The 18,341-nt window shown below is 65.4% G+C and carries 12 protein-coding genes and 1 CRISPR repeat array (1 of these 13 running past the window's edge); of the genes, 6 read left to right on the top strand and 6 right to left on the bottom strand.

Annotated features, from left to right (window positions below; all coding sequences use genetic code 11):
* Positions 1-390 precede the first annotated feature (390 nt).
* Complete coding sequence (locus AB0F61_RS13985; RefSeq protein ID WP_357808545.1) at positions 391-1,050, bottom strand: hypothetical protein; 660 nt, start codon at positions 1,048-1,050, stop codon at positions 391-393.
* 390 nt (positions 1,051-1,440) lie between these two features.
* Between AB0F61_RS13985 and AB0F61_RS13980 the strand changes: the two genes are divergently transcribed.
* Together AB0F61_RS13980 and AB0F61_RS13975 are read left to right on the top strand one after the other, a co-directional pair.
* The gene (locus AB0F61_RS13980; RefSeq protein WP_357808542.1) at positions 1,441-2,436 is read left to right on the top strand and encodes a DUF6602 domain-containing protein; all 996 of its coding nucleotides are present in this window, start codon (positions 1,441-1,443) and stop codon (positions 2,434-2,436) included.
* Between the two features lie 418 nt (positions 2,437-2,854).
* Positions 2,855-3,658 (top strand): hypothetical protein, encoded by an 804-nt coding sequence (locus AB0F61_RS13975; protein WP_357808539.1) that lies wholly within the window; start codon positions 2,855-2,857, stop codon positions 3,656-3,658.
* A gap of 86 nt (positions 3,659-3,744) precedes the next feature.
* On the opposite strand, the gene AB0F61_RS13970 is transcribed toward AB0F61_RS13975, so the two are convergent.
* Positions 3,745-4,422 carry an NAD-dependent epimerase/dehydratase family protein gene (locus AB0F61_RS13970; RefSeq protein ID WP_357808587.1) on the bottom strand — a complete coding sequence of 226 codons (678 nt, stop codon included), beginning with the start codon at positions 4,420-4,422 and terminating at the stop codon, positions 3,745-3,747.
* Positions 4,423-4,444: 22 nt separating this feature from the next.
* Here AB0F61_RS13970 and AB0F61_RS13965 point away from each other — a divergent pair, with 22 nt between their 5' ends.
* Both AB0F61_RS13965 and AB0F61_RS13960 read left to right on the top strand, forming a co-directional pair.
* On the top strand, positions 4,445-4,627 hold the full coding sequence (locus AB0F61_RS13965) for a helix-turn-helix domain-containing protein (RefSeq protein ID WP_357808536.1): 183 nt from the start codon (positions 4,445-4,447) through the stop codon (positions 4,625-4,627).
* Complete coding sequence (locus AB0F61_RS13960) at positions 4,627-5,832, top strand: site-specific integrase (RefSeq protein ID WP_357808533.1); 1,206 nt, start codon at positions 4,627-4,629, stop codon at positions 5,830-5,832. The genes AB0F61_RS13965 and AB0F61_RS13960 overlap by 1 nt, the downstream gene beginning before the upstream one ends.
* A 487-nt stretch (positions 5,833-6,319) precedes the next feature.
* On the opposite strand, the gene AB0F61_RS13955 is transcribed toward AB0F61_RS13960, so the two are convergent.
* Both AB0F61_RS13955 and AB0F61_RS13950 read right to left on the bottom strand, forming a co-directional pair.
* The gene (locus tag AB0F61_RS13955; protein WP_357808530.1) at positions 6,320-7,504 is read right to left on the bottom strand and encodes a restriction endonuclease; all 1,185 of its coding nucleotides are present in this window, start codon (positions 7,502-7,504) and stop codon (positions 6,320-6,322) included.
* Positions 7,505-7,506: 2 nt separating this feature from the next.
* The gene (locus tag AB0F61_RS13950) at positions 7,507-9,747 is read right to left on the bottom strand and encodes an AAA family ATPase (RefSeq protein ID WP_357808527.1); all 2,241 of its coding nucleotides are present in this window, start codon (positions 9,745-9,747) and stop codon (positions 7,507-7,509) included.
* Positions 9,748-10,279: 532 nt separating this feature from the next.
* On the opposite strand from AB0F61_RS13950, the gene AB0F61_RS13945 reads away from it, so the two are divergent.
* Complete coding sequence (locus AB0F61_RS13945; protein WP_357808584.1) at positions 10,280-13,801, top strand: WD40 repeat domain-containing protein; 3,522 nt, start codon at positions 10,280-10,282, stop codon at positions 13,799-13,801.
* Here the strand turns inward: AB0F61_RS13945 and AB0F61_RS13940 are convergent.
* Both AB0F61_RS13940 and AB0F61_RS13935 read right to left on the bottom strand, forming a co-directional pair.
* Positions 13,796-14,095 (bottom strand): NIPSNAP family containing protein, encoded by a 300-nt coding sequence (locus tag AB0F61_RS13940; protein ID WP_357808524.1) that lies wholly within the window; start codon positions 14,093-14,095, stop codon positions 13,796-13,798. The two genes, AB0F61_RS13945 and AB0F61_RS13940, sit on opposite strands and share 6 nt — an antisense overlap.
* 502 nt (positions 14,096-14,597) lie before the next feature.
* On the bottom strand, positions 14,598-15,263 hold the full coding sequence (locus AB0F61_RS13935) for a DUF1524 domain-containing protein (protein ID WP_357808521.1): 666 nt from the start codon (positions 15,261-15,263) through the stop codon (positions 14,598-14,600).
* Between the two features lie 672 nt (positions 15,264-15,935).
* On the opposite strand from AB0F61_RS13935, the gene AB0F61_RS13930 reads away from it, so the two are divergent.
* Positions 15,936-16,841 carry an META domain-containing protein gene (locus AB0F61_RS13930; protein ID WP_357808518.1) on the top strand — a complete coding sequence of 302 codons (906 nt, stop codon included), beginning with the start codon at positions 15,936-15,938 and terminating at the stop codon, positions 16,839-16,841.
* 649 nt (positions 16,842-17,490) lie between these two features.
* A CRISPR array of direct repeats spans positions 17,491-18,341; the repeat unit is 37 nt; it runs 3,222 nt beyond the window's last position.

Genomic DNA, 18,341 nt, shown 5'->3' with positions numbered 1-18,341 from the left:
ACCCCTTGACCCCCAGGACGCTTTGTTAAGCGTTCCCGCACGCCACGCACGCTGTCCCCAAGATCAGGCCGTGCAGTCGACGGCATGCCGTCCACCATCACGCACGACGTGTGGTCCCCTCCTGGTCCCCGGTCGCACGTCCAAGAGCTGAGCGCCGCCGACCCTCACCACACGGTCCATCGGGCACGGAGCGGGCACGCCTCGCTCCCCTGCTTTGCAAAGATCAAGACCGCCGGTCGGCCAGCGTCGGCTACTGCGGCTGACCTGCTCGTCCCGTCGACTCGCGTCCACTGATGACCGGCTCGGTCTGTCGGCTTGGCTGTACGAATGGCTGTACGAGCCAAACGGGGCGCAGGTCGACAATCAGCTTGGAAATTAGACAAGATCAGGTCAGAACTCGGGCGTGCCCTGGTCGGCCTGATGGACAGCGGCCCCGTAGGGCTCCCATGACGCCACCTTGTGGCCCACCGGTGGCACGCCCGCACCCCTGACCTTCTTTCTGAGCGGTAGGACGCGCAGATAGCGGCGCTTGCTTCCATCCAGATCTGTGTCTTCTTTTGGGGTGCGCGGCAGCGGCGAGATATTTGCTCTATTCCTTATTCCCAATTCGGCCCGCGCAGCCAAAATGAAGCTTTGGATTTCAGCATTGTAGTTATCAATAAAGCTCTGGTAGTCGACCTCAGAACGCGCTTCCCGCGAATCGGTAACCATTACCAGTTCCTCGAAAATTCTTCCCGCCACTGCCCAAGTTTCCCCCGATCCCGTCAGCGTCACCTCTTCACGCAGAAAGAGTAGACCCTGCAGGTCGTCGTGATAGCTTTTCCAGCCGCTATCCTTTTTCCATTCGGCAATTACCTTGACGTAGATCTTGTGCGCTTGAGCCAGGAACGCAGCGTAGACGCGGCGGCTATCAGCATGCCAGCGCACGGCGTCCTCCCGCTCTGCTCGTGCGCGATCAAGGACAACAGCAACTGCTTGTGCTGCAACAACGCCGATCAACGTAAACACTCCGGCGACAACGGGCACGCCCCACCATGGCACCTCGGTCATACGGTGAGGGTAGAGGGCGGACTCCTCGTCGGGCAGTCGCCAGTCCGTCCAGTCTCTCCGGACGGGGACAAGGTCGTTCGTCCGGTAGGGCGCTCCACCTTGTCCCCGTCCGGAGAGACTGGTAGCCCTTGTGGTGCCCGGCGAGGTGATCTGCGGCGGCATCTCTGAGGAGGGCCGGGGTTCGGGGCGGAGCCCCGAGGTCTTCAAAGTCTTGTCGCCCGTCAATCGCCAGCAGGCCGGGGCCGTGTGGTCCCCGGGCGTTCCCGGACGCTTACACGCCTGGCAACCGCCGGCCTCACCTTGTTTCCGCGCCAGCACAAGATCAGCGGCAAGTACTCTTCGAGGACTCCGGTGCTTGCCAAGGCTCGCACCCCGAGGAAAAATCGTCTTGTGCCCGAGAATCATGAACTCAGAGCCTTCTTCGAGAACGTGTCAATCGAATTGGCTTCCGAATATCGACGCATTTACGCCCGATCTTCCGAGGATCCCGGGACAGCCGGAGACGAAGGCGAAGCAAATTGGGCGAATCTCCTTACTGACTGGCTACCACCCGACCTCTACGTCACCACTAAAGGTCGGATATTGGGATGGAATGGCGCGGCGAGTCCTCAGCTCGACATTGTGGTACTTTCCCCGGACTACCCCCGGAAATTGCGCGAGAAGAAGCTTTATCTAGCAGGTGGCGTGCTTGCAGCCTTCGAGTGCAAGAACACTCTTCGTAGGCCTCACATAAATAAATTCTTTTCCAACGCCGCGAAAATAAGCGCGATAGCCGGAGCGCGGCAGAACTGGGGCACTTATTTCGACGAGGCATTCAGTCCTATTTGCTATGGGCTTCTTGCTCACGCCCATGGCTGGAAGTCGAAAGACCCTGCCGAGGATGTCGATGCGTTGATAGATGCTGAGCTTCAGCAGTCGAAGCACCCCAGCGAACTCCCAGATATGATCTGCGTCAGCAACCTGACCACGTGGACCAAAGAATTCCACGGACTAGTACCACAAAAGCCCGGACTGGATCCCGACAGGCCATTCATCGATGCCAAGGGGATTGCAGATGGGGATTTCTGCGCAACAACTTACTTCATGCGCTGGAAGAAGTGGGATACGATCTTCGATCAACCGATGGACATTCCCCGGACGAACCCTATCAGCGAACTGATTATTCAAATTCTTAAGCATCTTACGATCGCAGAGAAGGCGAGGAGGAGAATTCCTTACTATTATCAGGCTGCACTCTCTCCATCATCCAAGAGTACGGTTACTAGCAAGCTATGGGACATCAGGAAGATATATAGCCAACACTTACTTAAGTTGATGGGTGCCGGAGACTGGACCATACACAACAATCCTGATCCCAAGAATCGCCACCATCTTCCCGGCGCATAATTAGAATTTCGAGCAGGGGTTGGCGTGCGGAATTCGATGGGTCCAGTATTCCTCCATGAACACGCCGACGGTAAAGCAAGTGTGAGCCGAGCAGCAGCCTCGCACGTCGCAGCTCACGCCGTACCCTCATCCGTCGGTCCGCAGTGGGTGCGTCACGACCGATGCCACCTGGCCGTGACGCAACCCCGGCGCCAAGACGGGGGCTGACGCATCCACCGCGGCGACCGATGACGGATGCCCCGCGGGCGTGACGCAACCCCTGCGGAAGCCCGCAGGGGCAATTCTTCACTTACTACTACTGCCGCGCCAATCCGTCACGGCTGGCGCTCCGGCCTCACGTCCCCTCGCCGGTTGCTCACGCCACTAGTGCGCCGACACCTTCAGCGGGACCCTGAGCCCTCTGGCGCAAGGACTGTCGATGAGCCATCATCACGTAATGGCATCGATGAACGGCCTCGGCTTCTGCTACGCCGCCTGCCCCGGCATTTTCCTGGGTCGACAGGAATGCGGCCCACTGAACATCGTTTGGGATACCAATATTCTGATCGATTATCAACAGCACGGTCTAACGCTTTGGGATGACGAGGAAGTGAACGTCCCTCATGGGAAGTATCGGAACGACGTCGTCGCGCTTGGCGGGCTGATTGACGCTTGGTCTATGCGCGATATCAGCTTCCACATCTTTCCCCGGACAATCGACGACGCCAAGAAGAGGCTCACAGAGAGTCGCAGAATTGAGCGGGAACGCGCAATTGCACAGATCGTGCAGGCATTATGCCTGGAAAGCGGAAGGAGGTGGGCAGAGGGAGGAGACTTTCGTTCGTGGTACCAAGGCGACAGGGCAGGCATTCCGCGAGAGATTCCCGGCCAGTTGAGCTTATTCTCCGATGAGGTAACAACAAGTGCCGAAACGGTGCTGGACCAGCTCCCAGAGGGAGCCGATCGCGAACTAGTCCACCAAGCAGTAAGCAACCGATTCCATGTCTTCCTGACTCGGGATGCAGGTGTACTCAGGGTCCAGCCCGAGCTTGCGCGGTTCGGACTTCTTACCCTGAGCCCAGCGGCGCTCATCGAGAAATTCGACGAGTATCGCATCTCAGCGTTCGGTGGTGGCCTTCGAGATCACCCGGGATGCCCTTACCAGTTCGGTTCACTGACCAACGACCTACAACGCATGTCGCATCTAATTCAGGCGCTCGATGCACACCGTCCCGCACCTTGAGGTACAGCGCCCCCGTGTGCGGGCTTCGCGCCGGTGTTCGGCTATGTTGCACCCATACCCGCTGCTAGTTGCAGCGCGGGCAGGAATTAGCCTCGCGGCCATGCCTCCCATGCGTCCGCAAGAATCTCACTCAGCTTCGACCTTGCTGGCGTCCACACGAGAGCGGTATGAGCGCGACTAACGTCGGCGATCAAGACCGGCGGTTCAGGCTTTGGCGGTTGACGGCGGACGGTCACCGGATGGCCGGTGACCTGTTCGGCGGTGGCTACCACGGTGGCCATGCTCGTTCCGATGCCCGAGCCAAGGTTGATGGTTTGGCTAGCACCTGGCGTGCAAACGGCCAGAGCGAGCCGGATTGCGCTGGCGACATCGGCGACGTGCACAAAGTCTCGCACTGCTGCCCCGTCGCCATTGAGGGTTACGTGGTCGAGTTCTCCGGTGATCGCGCGGAAGACGTTCGGGATGATCCGTGCGCGATCGGTATCGGTGACGCCGTCGACGGCTCCCGCAATGTTGAAGGGCCGGAGGACAACTGCCCCGATTGCTCCAGTCGCCGCATACGCCGCGACCATGTGCTCAGCCGCGACCTTGGACGCCGCGTACGGGCTCTCGGGATGCGGGTCGAGGTCTTCGGAAAGTGCGCCGCGCCGCCAACCCGACTCTCCACATGCGACCAATGTCGACCGAAAGGCCCTCACCGTGCTACTCGTGACGCAGAATCCCGCACCGGAAAGGCACGCCCCTCCGGAAGCGAATGGCACCATCCGGCTTTCGCCCAAGCTGTTCATGTCCACCGAAGACCTTGCCGAGCTGCTCGACGTCGACCCGTCGACCATCCGGCGGTGGCGTACCGTTCCGCCCTTGCAGGGTCCGCCGTTCATCCAGATTTCCGACCGCGTGGTGAAGTACGCGACGGCCGACGTGGAACGGTGGCTTTCTGCCCGCCGGGTCCACCCGAGGGCAGCCTGATGGCCCCTCCACAGCAACCGCCTATCGGCGTACAGCTCGCCTCCGACGTGGAGATGCGAGCAGGTCGGGAGCGCCCTTACGGGGCGCGGGTCCGGTGGGTCGACCCAACGACCAAGCGCCGCCTGTCCAAGTCAACGTCGGTGGCGACACCGGAAGAGGCGCAGGCGTGGATCGACGCATTGGTCAGCGCAGCGCAAGGAGGCGTCGACCCGCTCGCGGCAACGAAGCGACTGGCCGAGTACGGCGAGAGCGTGATGACGCTGGCGCTGCGCGGCCTGGAACGGAAGACGCTAGACCCGCACCTCGCCGGTTGGCGTAAGCGGGTCGTGCCGGCCCTCGGGCACATTCCGATTCGAATGATTACCAACGGCGCGGTAGATCGGGCCGTCCATGGGTGGATCGCCGACGAGTGCAGCCGATCGACGGTCAAGAACAGCCTTGCCGTGCTGGTCCGAGTAATGCAACAGGCCGTACGGGACGGCATCATTGCGCGAAACCCCGCTCAGGTCACCGGGTGGCAGCGCGAATACCAGCGGGCAGAAGACGAGTTGGACAACCCGCGCACTCTGGCTCTGCCCCACTGGGAAGCCCTGACACGGCTCGCCGCCGCACTGGTCGAGCGGTCCACGAACGGGTTCCCCGGTTGGGGCGACGTGACGATTTTCGCCGCGTGCACAGCCGCCCGTATCGGCGAGGTTTCCGGCGTCCGCGCCGAGGACATCGACCGGGAAACGTGGATGTGGACCGTGCGCCGGCAGACCACGCCCGGCCCCGGTGGCCTAATCGACAAGGGCACCAAGGGAAAGCGCGCCCGTATGGTGCCGCTGATCGAAGAGGTGCGACCGATCGTCGCTCGCCGCCTGGACTCGGTCACCGAGCCGCACTCCCGACTGTTCACCGGGCCGCGCGGGGGACGGATCAGCACTGCTGTGCTGCGGGATGCGACCCATTGGGATGAGGTGGTGACGAAGCTGGGCTACGAACACCTGCGACGGCACGACCTACGGCACACCGGGCTGACCTGGATGGCCGACGCCGGGGTTCCGGTGCATGTACTGCGGAAGATCGCCGGTCACGGGTCGCTGACGACGACACAGCGATACCTGCACCCTGATCGGCAGTCGATCACAGACGCTGGAACAGCCCTCAGCGCTCACCTGAAGGCTCGCCGGTCCCCAAGTGGTCCCCAGCTACGCGCCGTCTAGATCAGCAAATCTCCACTGTTCCAGTACGAATTAGAGGCCGTTGACCAGGGAGAATATCCCGGTCGACGGCCTCTTTTCGTGCTGTCGGGACGGCCGGATTCGAACCGACGACCCCTTGACCCCCAGTGAACTAGCGGGTCTGCCGGGGCTTGCCGGACGATCCCGGCTCGTGCCGAACATGCAGGTCGATGAACGATTGGAGGTCCGCGTCACGCCAGGCTCTGTCGGGCCTTGCCAAACCGTCCGTGAGACGGTCGTGAGATATCACGGGAGCCCGGGCCGGGAGAGGCGTTGGAGATCGTCAGCCAGCGCCTCTCCGCACGTTGATGATCGGATCCTGTTCACAGAGACGCACCGCCGTAACGGCGCATGCCATCGCGGGCAACGAGCCGGCGATGTCGTCGGACGGGGATGACCCGGTCCGCGGCGATCAGCTGCCCCGCCGCTCTGTCGTTAACCGGCCGTACACAAGTCGTCGCCTTCCTCACTAGGCGCTCCGCGGGGCTGCGCGCCGGACCAGCGCCGCAACGTCATCGAGAATCTCGTGCGGCTGCCTCAAGAGGTCGAGCGGGTGATGGATAATCTCTATCGTCGTATTCCGAATGTGCTTACGCTCCGGCGGAGTCGTTCCCTTCGCGTATACCAGCCATCCAGTTCGCACATCGAGGGCAGCACAGTAGGCGAGCATCTGGTAGGTGTCTCCGTTCGGAAAACCCGACGTTGGATGTTCAAGCTTGTACTTTGCATCGAACACCGCGACGGGCCGGCCGTTGACCAGATAGACCAGGTCGGGCCGAATCGGGATGCTCTGTTCGGCATCCAGATACGTCCGATACTGCTCCTCCACCACTCCCGGACAGGATCCGAGCGCCTCGCGGATCGCGGCGGCGACGAAGTTTTCGAAGACTGTGGCCATGTTGACGGCGAAGGCAGCGATTGCGATGCCGCCGGCAACAGGCTCAGCGGACTGGTTATCGAGGATCAGCTCGGCCAGCCGGAGTGCTGGCACATACCTCATGTTGATCCGACTGGGGCTCCATAGGGGAACCGGCGCATGGGGTGGAAGGATCGGTACCCCGGCAAGGCGTGCGTCCAGCCGCTCTAGCCGCTCCCGTGCGGACGGCAGGAGCCGGGGCACGGCCAACATTCGGCGTACAGCGGTGCGGAGCAGGCGGTTCTCGACGATGTCGACGGTCCAGTCGTCGAACTGCACCTCGATCGGCAGCGGTATGGCTGGCCGGCGGGCGAACTGCTCGGCGAATCGGACCCGCCCCCGGATCAGCGGAAGCGCCTCCTCGAACGAGGTGTACCCCTGCAGGAGACCACCAGCGAGGGCCCGCTCGGCCTGCCGGATCAACGACTCGGCCATTGCCGGCCACAGTCCTGACGCCGGTGCCGCAGTTACGTCCTCCGGGCGGAACCGCGGATCTTTCGCGTACCCGAGAAAGAACAGCAGCCTCACCACGCCGACCTTCGGCTGCACCTGGACGTCGAGGTCAACGGCGCGGACCGCGCCCACCTTGCCGCCGGGTCGAATACGCCAACTCCTGCCCTCGGGGGTCAGCTTGACCAGGCCGGAGGCCCGGAGTATCCGAACCTGAGCGTCGTCGAGGGACCGCAGCACACCACCGGTATCCAGTTCGGGCAGGACGATCGCATCCACGCTGTCCACTGCTACCGCACGTCATCCGAATCATCGGCAACGTCGACGGAAGCGGCTTGGGCACGGACCGCAGCCAGTCCGAATCGGCTGTGCACCTGCGCCCGGCTGAGTCGACCGTAGTAGTGCTCCTCGAGCAGCGGGAGCAGATCGTGCCGCCAGACGCGCTGGAGCGCAGCCTCATCGTCGAGGCCGGGCCGCATGAGATACGAAGGCCCGATCTTGAAGTCGTGGTCTTGGGCACCGATCAGGGTGTTGAGTGAGACCAACAGCCCGGCACGCTCGTCGTCCTCGCGGCCGTTGGCGGCAAGCCAACTCCCGAGAACATCGCGAACCGGATCCTCGTCGGGGTGCAGTTCGACGAAAGCGAAGCGGCGTCGGATGGCCGCGTCGATCATCGCGATCGACCGATCAGCCGTGTTCATCGTCCCAATGATGAACACGTTGGGTGGCAAGTTGAACGCCTCGGACGGCGAGTACTGCAGCCGCACCGTGGATTCGCGGTACTCGAGCAAGAAGTACAGCTCACCGAAGACCTTGGCCAGGTTCGCCCGATTGATCTCATCGATAATCAGCACGTATGGGCGGTGCCGGTCGTTTCTTGCCTGCGAAGCGATCTCCCGCAGCGGGCCTGGTGTCTTGACAAAGCTCACTGCGCCGCCCTCGACGTTCTCGACCGGCCGGAACCCTTCGAAGAAGTCCTCGTAGGCGTACGACGGGTGAAACTGCACGAGGCGTATCGCGTCCCGCTCGGCCACGTGGCCCGCCAGCGCTCGGGCCAGGTAAGTCTTGCCGGTGCCTGGTGGGCCGTACAGGATGATCTGCGACCGCTCCTGCCAGAGGTCGACCAGCCGGGTGAGCCAGTCGGTGCTCATGTGTACATGCTCAGCCAACGCCACGGTGGCGGCGTTGAGCTTCAGGGTGGAAGGGCCGACTGCTCGGTCCACGACATTCGCCGTGCTTGCCGTGCCGGTTTCCTGCTCTACCTGGCTGATTGACTCGAAGAGCTCGATCAGCACGGGCAGTGCACCGGTCAGATCGACCACGTTTCCCTGTTGATCCAGCTCCGCTGGCAGGGGTGCGGGAAGCGCGGCAGCCTCGAGCGACGCGACGGCCCATTCGGCCGGCCGGCGCAGCTCGCTACCGGCTGCGGCCGGACGAAACTCCGGCCCACCGGCAAGGATTCCCAGATACATCCGGTCGTCAATGAGCGTCGTCACGATGTCGTCGCTTTCCATCTGGCTCAGGAAAGCATGGAACTCGTTGGCGTAGCTGACACGTTGGGCGTAGTCGAGGTGCCGGTATCCGGTATCCACGGCCGACCGTATGTCGGCCCGGGACGCGCCTAACGCGACATCCCCGAGATGCGCGGCACTTAGGGATACGAACGAGTCTTTCAGCCAGTCAGCCAACAGGCTGGGACCCCCGTGACCCGGACGGATCAGCCAGGCTCGCCGTTCACCGGGCGGCCTCTCCTTGACTCGCCACTGATTCACGAATGGCTGCAGGTAGTAGTCCACTGGCTGGCCGGTCTCGCTCTGGATTCTGGCGGTGATCCCGAGCAGATCGCGGTTGATAGATGGCGTGCGATCGCCTGGATCGCTGAAGGCGTCGCGGATCGCCCGCTTGTGCCCGGTGTTAACGATCGGCAGGAAGTGCGTGGGAAACCGCAGATAGAGCAGCGACTCTCGCAGGGATGGAACGATGTTGGCCTCGTCCAACAGGGACTGCCACTCCCAGGGGTCGGCCAGCGCACGCTGCCGGCGGTCGGGGGAGATGGTCCACCAGTCAGACAGGAGGACGACTGCGTCCGCCAGCCACTTCCAAATCATCGTGTGGCCGCCAATGCCGCCGTTCCATGTCCCCTGCTCGAACGCGGCCAGCACCTGCTCCGGGATGGCAACTGGTTCCTTCATCCAGCCGAGCACTGTGCTTACCCGTTCGCGCAGCTTGCCGGCGCTCAGGTTCATCAACGGTAGTCCCTGCAGCGTCAGCAGCTCCGCTGTCAGTTGGATCGCGAGGTCGGATCCAGGCTCGAGTTGCCTGTGCAGCTTGACCAGGAACGAGTCCGTGCCGGTATCGACCCGTTCGTTGTACAGGTGGAACAGCTCTTCCGCTGTTTCCGCGCTCCAGACTGGCCACCCGGGCGTGAAAAGGGATCCGCCTCGATTCAAGCCCTGCTCGAGGAGCTCCCAGCCAACGCGGCGGACCAATTCGTCGTCGCGGGGAGGGATAATCGCAACACTATCGTTCATGATCCGCTTACTCCCCTAGCTGATCGTCAGGTCCGTAGGGCGCAAAGCTCAGGTCGGGCGAGGATGGGTCGACCGGTGAGGGGCGACCAGCTTGACGAACCGCCTGCTCTACACCAACCGCAGGCACACAGAGAGAGCCGAGGTCGAAAGAATATCCGCTGGAGCCGACCGGTCAAGCTCTACAAGAGATCGGCTGGATGGGTTATCGCTGGGCAGGGGTAGCTGCCCGCACGATGCGGGTATGACCATGTATGACGCGCTCAAGATCACCCCGGCGAGCACCTTCTCGCCAAGTACGAATCGATCTTGCAGCGTCAACTTCTCTCGCGCAACGAGCACGGCCCGAGGCAAGCTCCGAGCGGACTATTCGGCTGCTTGAGGATGAGTAGCGCGCGACGACAGGATCCCGGCTCCCCCAGGGCGATGCGGTGACGCTTTACGAGCCGGGAGCTTGCAAGGCGCCGCGGCGACCTATTGATGCGGGCACATACCGGCTACCGTGGTCCTGTCGAGGATCATCGTTGGGGGGTTGGTGCGGCCGAGTCGACGTCCACCCATCGCCCTTCAACTGTCGCTGCTGATCATCGCCGTCTTGCTGGAGATCGCGGCCAACTTCTTCGCCAATGCCGACACTTCACCACTGAGCGCCGGGATCCGTCAGGTTGCCGGTCCGGCGCTGATCGTCCTGCTGGTGGTGCTGATCGTCGGGAACGGTCTGGTGCTGTGGTGGCAGGCGCCTCGCAGTCCGCGGCCGATGTGGCGGTCGGATCGCAGCCCCTTTCCCGGGTTGTCTGCGTTCACTGAGCAGGACGCGTCGGTGTTCTTCGGCAGGGATGAGCAGGTCGCCGACCTGGTGCGACGCCTACACGAGCTGGGCCTGGGCGCGTCCGCCCGGTTCGTCTGCGTCACCGGTGCCTCCGGCAGCGGCAAATCTTCCCTGGTCCACGCCGGCATCGTTCCGCGGCTGCGAGAGGGGCGGTGGCAGGTGTTGCCAGCGGTCACGCCGGCGGGTGAACCGCTCGGTGTGCTCGCGGACCTGGCGGTCACACTGGGCGCAGCCGACCGAGCCTCCGCGCTGCGGGAGGTGCGGTCCCGGCCGGACAGCCTCGCCCGACACCTGACCGCCTGGCGGGCTCGAAAGGGCCATCGACACGGGCGTGTCCTGCTGATCCTCGACCAGCTCGAGGAACTGGTAACACTATCCAGTACCGCCGAACAGGCGACGTTCCTGGAGCAGATCGTGACGGCACTCGACGCCGACCGGAGGCTCTGGGTTGTCGCGACGCTCCGCGTCGAGTTCCTCGCCGATCTTCTCGCCGGGCCGCGCCCGGCGCTGTTCGCTAGCCCGGTCGCGCTGGGGACCATGCGGCCGGCGGACCTCGTCACAGTCGTCGAGCAGCCAGCCCAGCTCGCCGGAATGCGCTTCGAAGAGGGGCTCGTCGACCAGATCGTCGCCGACACCGCTACACCGGACGCGTTGCCACTGCTGGCGTACCTGCTTCAGGAGCTGCACCGGGCGGCGGGGCCAGGGCAGACGGCTACCCGCCAGGCTTACCAGGCACTCGGCGGCGTCGCCGGGGCCTTGAGCCGCCAGGCCGACAGCGTCATGGCGGACCTGCGCCACGAAAGCAGCACCGAGGACGTCCTGGACACCCTGCTCCGTCTGGTAGCGATGGAGGGCACCGAGCCGACCCGACGCCGGGTGCCCCTGCGGGACCTCTCCGACAGTCAGCGTCGGGTGATCGCCGTCTTCACCGACTCCCGGCTTCTCAACACCGATGTGACCGACGGTGAGCCGTACGCGCAGGTCGCGCACGAGGCGTTGTTCCGCCAGTGGGCGCCGCTGCGCCAGCAAGTGGAAGCGCGGGCGGAGCAGCTGCGCCGGCGTACCGAGCTGGAACGGTGGGCAGCGGACTGGGTGCACGCCGGGCGCAGCGCCGACTACCTCCTCACCGGGGAACGGCTTGAGTTGGCCGGGCAGTGGCTGGAAGCGATGGAGTCGGCCGGCCAGGACAGCCCCGCCGCACGTGCCCTGGTGAACGCCTCCCGCAGCCGGGACACCGCGTTCCTGCACCGGGTGTCGGAGACGATCGGTCAGTTCGCGCTCGGCAACGTCGACCGGTACCCGGAGCTCGCGGTGCTGCTGACCTCGGCCGCCCTCCAGGAGTGTCCCCCCACGCCGGTCGCCCGCCGGGCCTTGATGGCAGCGTTGGCGTTCAGCCACACCGAGGCGGTACTCGCCGGGCACACCGATGCCGTCCGGGGGGTCGCCTGGTCACCGGATGGCGCGCATCTGGCGACCGCGTCCAGAGACGGCACCGCGCGGATCTGGCACGCCGACACTGGCACGGTTGTCCGGGTGCTGCGCGGGCACACCGGCATGGTGGACGCCGTCGACTGGTCCCCCGACGCTACCCGGGTCGCTACCGCCTCCCGTGACGGCACGATCCGGGTGTGGGACGCGGCAACGGCGGAAACGGTCGCGGTATTGCCCTGCGGAGACGTGGCACGCGGTGTTACGTGGTCACCAGACGGGTCCCGCCTCGCCGGGTCAAGCCGGGACCGGACGGTCCAGGTCTGGGACACCGCGACCTGGGGGCTTGCCGCTCATCTGGTGGGCCACGAAGGGGACGTGTGGGGCCTGAGGTTCGCCCCCGACTCACGGCGGCTGGCCTCCGCCTCCCACGACCGGTCCGTCATCGTCTGGGACCTCACCACCGCTAAAGCGGAGCAGAGGCTGATGGGGCACGGTGACTTCGTCGAGGCCGTTGCCTGGTCCCCTGACGGCAACCAGCTCGTCACCGGGTCCGGTGACCAGACCGTACGGATCTGGGATCTGGCGACCGGCGATACCCGACACGTCATCGGCAGTCAGGGATCACCCGTCTGGTCGGTCGCCTGGTCCCCCGACGGGCGCACCGTCGTATTCGCCAGCGGCGACGGCAGCATCCGCGCCTGGGACGTCAACCGGCTGAGGGAGCTAGCCGAGCTACGCGGGCACTCCCAGGTCGCCTGGTCCATCGCACTGTCCCCGGACGGGCGTCGGGTGCTCAGCGGTTCCGGTGACGGCACCGCCCGGGTGTGGACGATCCAGCCGCGTGGCGCTGAACGTCGGCTCTTCGCCGGACACGACGGACCGGTGACTGCCCTCGCGTTGGATTGGACGGGGAGGATCGTGACCGGTGGCGCAGACGGCACCGTACGAATCTGGCAGCCGGACGGCACGTCCGCCCTGACGACGTGGCCGGAACCGGTCGTAGCCCTTGCCTGCTCACCGACAGCCGACGTGATCGCCGTGGCCCTGCGCGACGGCTCAGCCCACCTGAACGGAGCCGACGACGACGTGCGCTTCGGGGTTGAGGTCGAATCGTTGGCCTGGTCACCGGACGGGTGCCGGCTGGCAGCAGGCTGCAAAGACAATTCAGTGCGAGTGTGGGACATCCGCACACGCAGTTCTGCTGGCGTCCTGCGCGGACACGCCGACTGGGTAGGAGCGCTCGCCTGGTCCCCGAGCGGCCGCTATCTCGCCTCCGGCTCCGACGACCGAACCGTCCGGGTCTGGGACATCGAGCACCCCGGCGACAGCACGGTCCACTCCGGTCACCAGAACTACGTCGACGCGATCAGCTGGGCACCCGATGAGAGCAGGCTTGCCACCTGCTCCGCCGACTGGACCGTCCGCGTCTGGGACCTGACCGGCACGGACCAGCCGCGGGTATTGACCGGCCACGACAAGCGCGTCCGCGCAGTGGCATGGGCACCGGACGGCCAGCGCCTCGCGTCCTGCTCCGATGACCGCACGGTACGGGTCTGGGGCAGCGCGGACAACAACCAAGGTGAGGTGATCGGCGTGCACCGCGACGACGTAACCAGCCTCGCGTGGTTGCCGGACGGGCGACAGGTCGCGACTGGCTCGACGGACGGCACTGCCCGCGTCTGGGAAGAATCCGTCGACTTGGCCGAGCTGACCGCAGTAGCGCGCTCACGGGTGTTCCGCGCGCTTACTGAGGACGAGCGGCAGGCGCACCTACTGCCCGGCGACGCGGACTCATAGCGTCTGCTCGACCTCGCGGGTCTCCTCGCCCACCAGGTAATCGTCCGGGTCCAAGCCGAGCGCCTTGCGACGCTCCGAGGACCAGTAGGCCGCGTTGGCTTCATCGAACGACTCAGGACCATCATGGGAGATCACCCAGACGTGCTGATTCCGCGCGCGGTCCTTCCACGACCCGTGGATCTCGAAACCAAGATCACGACGCAGCGGGACGACCAAGCGCTGCCACCTATCTACCCACTCATCCAGCAGCCCCGCGCGGACCGTGTAAATACGGATCTGCACAGTCCTTGCCATACCTGTCACCTCATCCGTGGCCGGGACCCAATGCGCTGCGCCATCGACCCTAACCGAAGCCGTGAAACCAAGCTGGGCACACGGTCCAGCACCGGTCGACGTCGGGCAGCGAGGCGACCTACTTCTCCCCCGAACGCCATCCTGTCTGCCATCGACCCGCCCGCCCGGGGAGCGGGTCGCCGCCCGGCCCGCCACGGCCCGCGGACATTGACGGCTCGTACGGACGCTGGCGGGTCGGGCGGCGAACTGCTCGGCTTGCCCGGGTCGATGGCAGACAGGATGGCTACCGCCACCACCCTCGGAGCCGGCGGCCGCAGACGGCCTCCGGCCATCCTGGAGCCGGAGCGCCCCCGCCGGAGGCGCAAGGACCGCAACCGGCGCGTCGCGTGACTCGCCGACGCAGCCGAAGCGCTCCCCCACATCGAGCATGGTCGCGCCAACGCGCCCCGGTGCCAGGCGAACGACGGACCCCTGGCCGGCGTCGGTGCCGGCCAGGGTTTGGTCAGGAACTGCAGGTGTTGAGCATGGTCTGCAGCGCGGACTTCTCCGAAGACTGCAGCCGCAGGCTCCAGTTGTACTTTACGGTGATCCACATCTTGCTGTAGGTGCACCGGTACGACGGCAAGGACGGCTGCCACGTGGAGGGGTCCTGGTCACCCTTGGACTGGTTGATGTTGTCCGTCACCGCGATCAACTGTGGGCGGCTCAGATCATTGGCGAAGCTCTGCCGGCGGCTGGTCGTCCAGGAGTTGGCTCCGGAGCGCCACGCCTCGGCGAGGGGCACGACGTGGTCGATGTCGACGTCGGACGCCGCGGTCCAGGTCGCGCCGTCGTAGGGGCTGTACCAGCGACCTGAGGTGGCCGCGCAGGAACTGTCGACGACGACGGAGGTGCCGTCGCGCTTGAGCACCTGCTCCCGGGTGTTGCAGCTACCACTGATCGTGATCCAGTGTGGGAAAAGGTCACGCGAGTAGCCGCTTGTCGAGCCCTGCGTCGCTACGGTCAGAGCGTTGAGCTGCGACTGCGCTGTCGCCTTCGACGGGATCCCGGGAGGCGTGGCCGACGCCGCCTGCGCGCTGACACCGACCAGACCGGCACCAGCGAGGACGGCTGCGGCGATGTAGCGCCCGGCGCGCGGGAAGTGGGCAGGGGCTCGGGAAATCGGCATGGAGGCCTCCTCGGCATCGGTGGATGGCAACCGTGTCCGACCATCATGTCCATCAATGGTCGCGCTTGTGAAGTGGTGACGAACCAGCCACGAAAGCCTCAAAGCCGAGACCTTGAACAGCATGCGATCGTCGACACCAACTGCCGGTTGACTCACGTCGGAGCTCGCCTACTGTTCAAGATCTCGGCGCGATAGCCGATCGACGTTCGCGGAACATCGAGACGGCGGTGCGATGCAGCACCTACGTTGGCAGACGAGTTCCTGCGGGCCGCCGCCGGCGCCGGCCAGACCGGCAGAACCTGCCTCCCGGTAACACTCGGGTAGGAGGCCCGACCACGCTCTCGGCAGGACAGTAGGATTTAGGGCCGGTTTCTGCATCCAACAGAGAATCCCCCTGGCTGTCTCCGACGACTGGATGGTGACCGGCTTCACCTCCGACCATCCAGTATTGGGCTAGAGCGATGTTCCATTCGACGGGCGCCTTCTAGAGACCGTGGCGGTGTCGCCTCGCCGTCACTCGAGGGGCGGCCTGTGCAGCGGGTCGCGGCCCGACGAGATCGCAGACGCGTCCAACGCTCCTACCAGCCGTTGTTAGGAGAAATGCGTCTGTTGTTCGCCGAGTGACGTCGAGCCCTGGCCCGGGGGTGGCCGGAGGAGCCGGGAGACCGCAACATGACAAGCCAAAAGGCACACCCGGGACGCCTCGCGACGTTGGTTGCGTTGGTTATGCTTCTCAGCGGATGCGCGAGGCAGGGCCACCGGGATTCCCCAGACCCAAGGCCGCCGATCTCAGGCACTACGGGGGCTGTGGCGCCATTGGCACCGGAGATGCTGATCGGCTCCTGGACACTCGCCGATGTTGCCGACCCCGGCGCAGGCAAGATCCTCCGCCTCGCAGGCGATGATCTGCACCTGATCGGCAGCCACTGCGGCGCCCTGGGCGGGACCTGGCGGGCCAACAGCGAAGGCATCTTCCTCGCCGACGTCTGGTCGGCTTCCACCGCCGTCGTCGAAGGCACCCCTGGCTGCGAGAAGGCTAGTCGAGAGACGCCTGGGTGGCTGCGGAGCGTGACCGCCTACCAATTCGACGGCGCAGGGCTACCCCTACTTCTGGACCAACTGCGGCAACCGGTCGCCCGGCTGATCCCCGGGGCGACACCGACCCCCGAGCCCGACAAGGCCGACTCCGTGCTGGAACCGCCGGTGGTCACCGACGAAGATCGACGGGCCCTGGCACCTGCCGTCGCACTACCGGCGACGCTTGTACCCGTGGACCAGCAGCAGCCGGTGCGTCGATGGGCACCCACAAGCGGGCACAAGGCGGCGTACCTGGAGTTCACGACAGACGGTGAGTGGCACGGGTCCGACGGCTGCAACGACCAAAGCGGTCGGTGGATCACAGGGGCCGGCGGCACCCTGCTCGCCACCACGAGAGCAACCACGCTGGCGTTCTGCTCCGACAGCGTGCCGATCGAACATTGGCTCATGACGGCCAGACGAAGTGGTCTCGACGGCGAGATTCTCGTACTTCTCGACGCCCAAGGCGACGAGACAGGCCGGCTACTTCCCACGAACTGAACGCCGTTGCGCAACGGCCGCTGCTGCCTACAAGCGCTCCAAGGGGGGTCCGAACCTACAACACACGGGCCGCTGAGAGCGGTCTACTCAACGAGCTAATTGCACGTGGCCGGCACGCGACCGGGCCTCGATCGCGGCCGACGTGCTTCTACCGCTTCCCGCTCCGCCCTCGGGCCGGGTACCTGCTCGCGGCGGCCACTCGCTGCACTTGGGCGACGTACTCCGGAGGCTCGCTGAGCGAAGCCTCGATCGCCTCGCACTCGACGGCACCGACCACCACGGAAGCGTCATGGCCGTAGCATCGCTCGGCCTTGTTACGTAGCCGACGCCACCAGCGATGGTCGATGGGATGAGACGGAGGTCCAACAGACCGGAAGACCGCGTTATCCACTGCTACCGGCGTTCTTGGACGCTGCTGGGCGTGTCGTTGGCGGAGTCGGCGCGACAGGGCAGCGGCGTATCGCAATCGCGGGCGGTAAGAGCTGTGGCGACGCACAAAACACCCGAAGTGCCTGCAGTGGGGTGCGTCAGCCGCGACCTCACGCCGCTCAAGGATCACGCCGCTCAAGGATGCTGTACTCGGTCCTCGCCGGTCCGAGAAACCGGGCGTAGCCGCCGGACGCCTCGTCGTCGGCAATTGGGCCTGGCTGTTGCGATCCTCGCCCAATCCAGGAGCCGGACGCAGCGTCGCGGGCTGGCGCGGTGCTTCTTGGAGGCAAGGTTGCGATCCTCGCCTGGTCCGAGGACCGGGCGCAGCCCGACACTGCGGTTCCACAGGCTGGCGATCGCGTTGTTGCGATCCTCGCCCGGTCCGAGGACCGGGCGCAGCAGCCGTTGACCACGCTGCCGCCGACGAGCGCGGGCACGTTGCGATCCTCGCCCCGGTCCGAGGACCGGGCGCAGCCAGCGTGTGCGGTGGGATCTGCCGGACCGAGGAGATGTTGCGATCCTCGCCCGGTCCGAGACCGGCGCAGCTGGTGCGAGAGAGCGAAACGCAGCCATTGCCTCGACGTTGCGATCCTCGCCCGGTCCGAGAACCGGGCGCAGCCACGTCGGCGATGTGCCCGACGTCCTTGCCCTCCAGCTTGTTGCGATCCTCGCTCCGTCCGAGGACCGGGCGCAGCCTGGCGCTGCCCAGGGGTGCCCCCCGCGTACACCGCCGCGTTGCGATCCTCGCCCGGCCCGAGAACCGGGCGCAGCCGGCAACCAGCTCGCGGGATGGACCGACGCAACGCACACCGGTTGCGATCCTCGCCCGGTCCGAGACCCGGGCGTAGCTGCCCTTGCCTGCCGGGCGTCGACGTCGTCGACCTCGTCGCGATCCTCGCCGAGTCCGAGAACCGGACGCAGCGTGCCGCATCCTGGCGCGCTCGCCACGCTCGCACAGGTTGCGATCCTCGCCCGGTCCGGGATCGGGCGCAGCCTCCCGGAGCGGATGACACTCGGGCCGACGCTGCCGTTGTTGCGATCCTCGCCCGGTCCAAGAACCGGGAGCAGCGG

Source organism: Micromonospora sp. NPDC023888, assembly GCF_040639415.1.
Classification (GTDB): domain Bacteria; phylum Actinomycetota; class Actinomycetes; order Mycobacteriales; family Micromonosporaceae; genus Micromonospora.
This window is presented reverse-complemented; position numbering and strand designations above follow the sequence as displayed.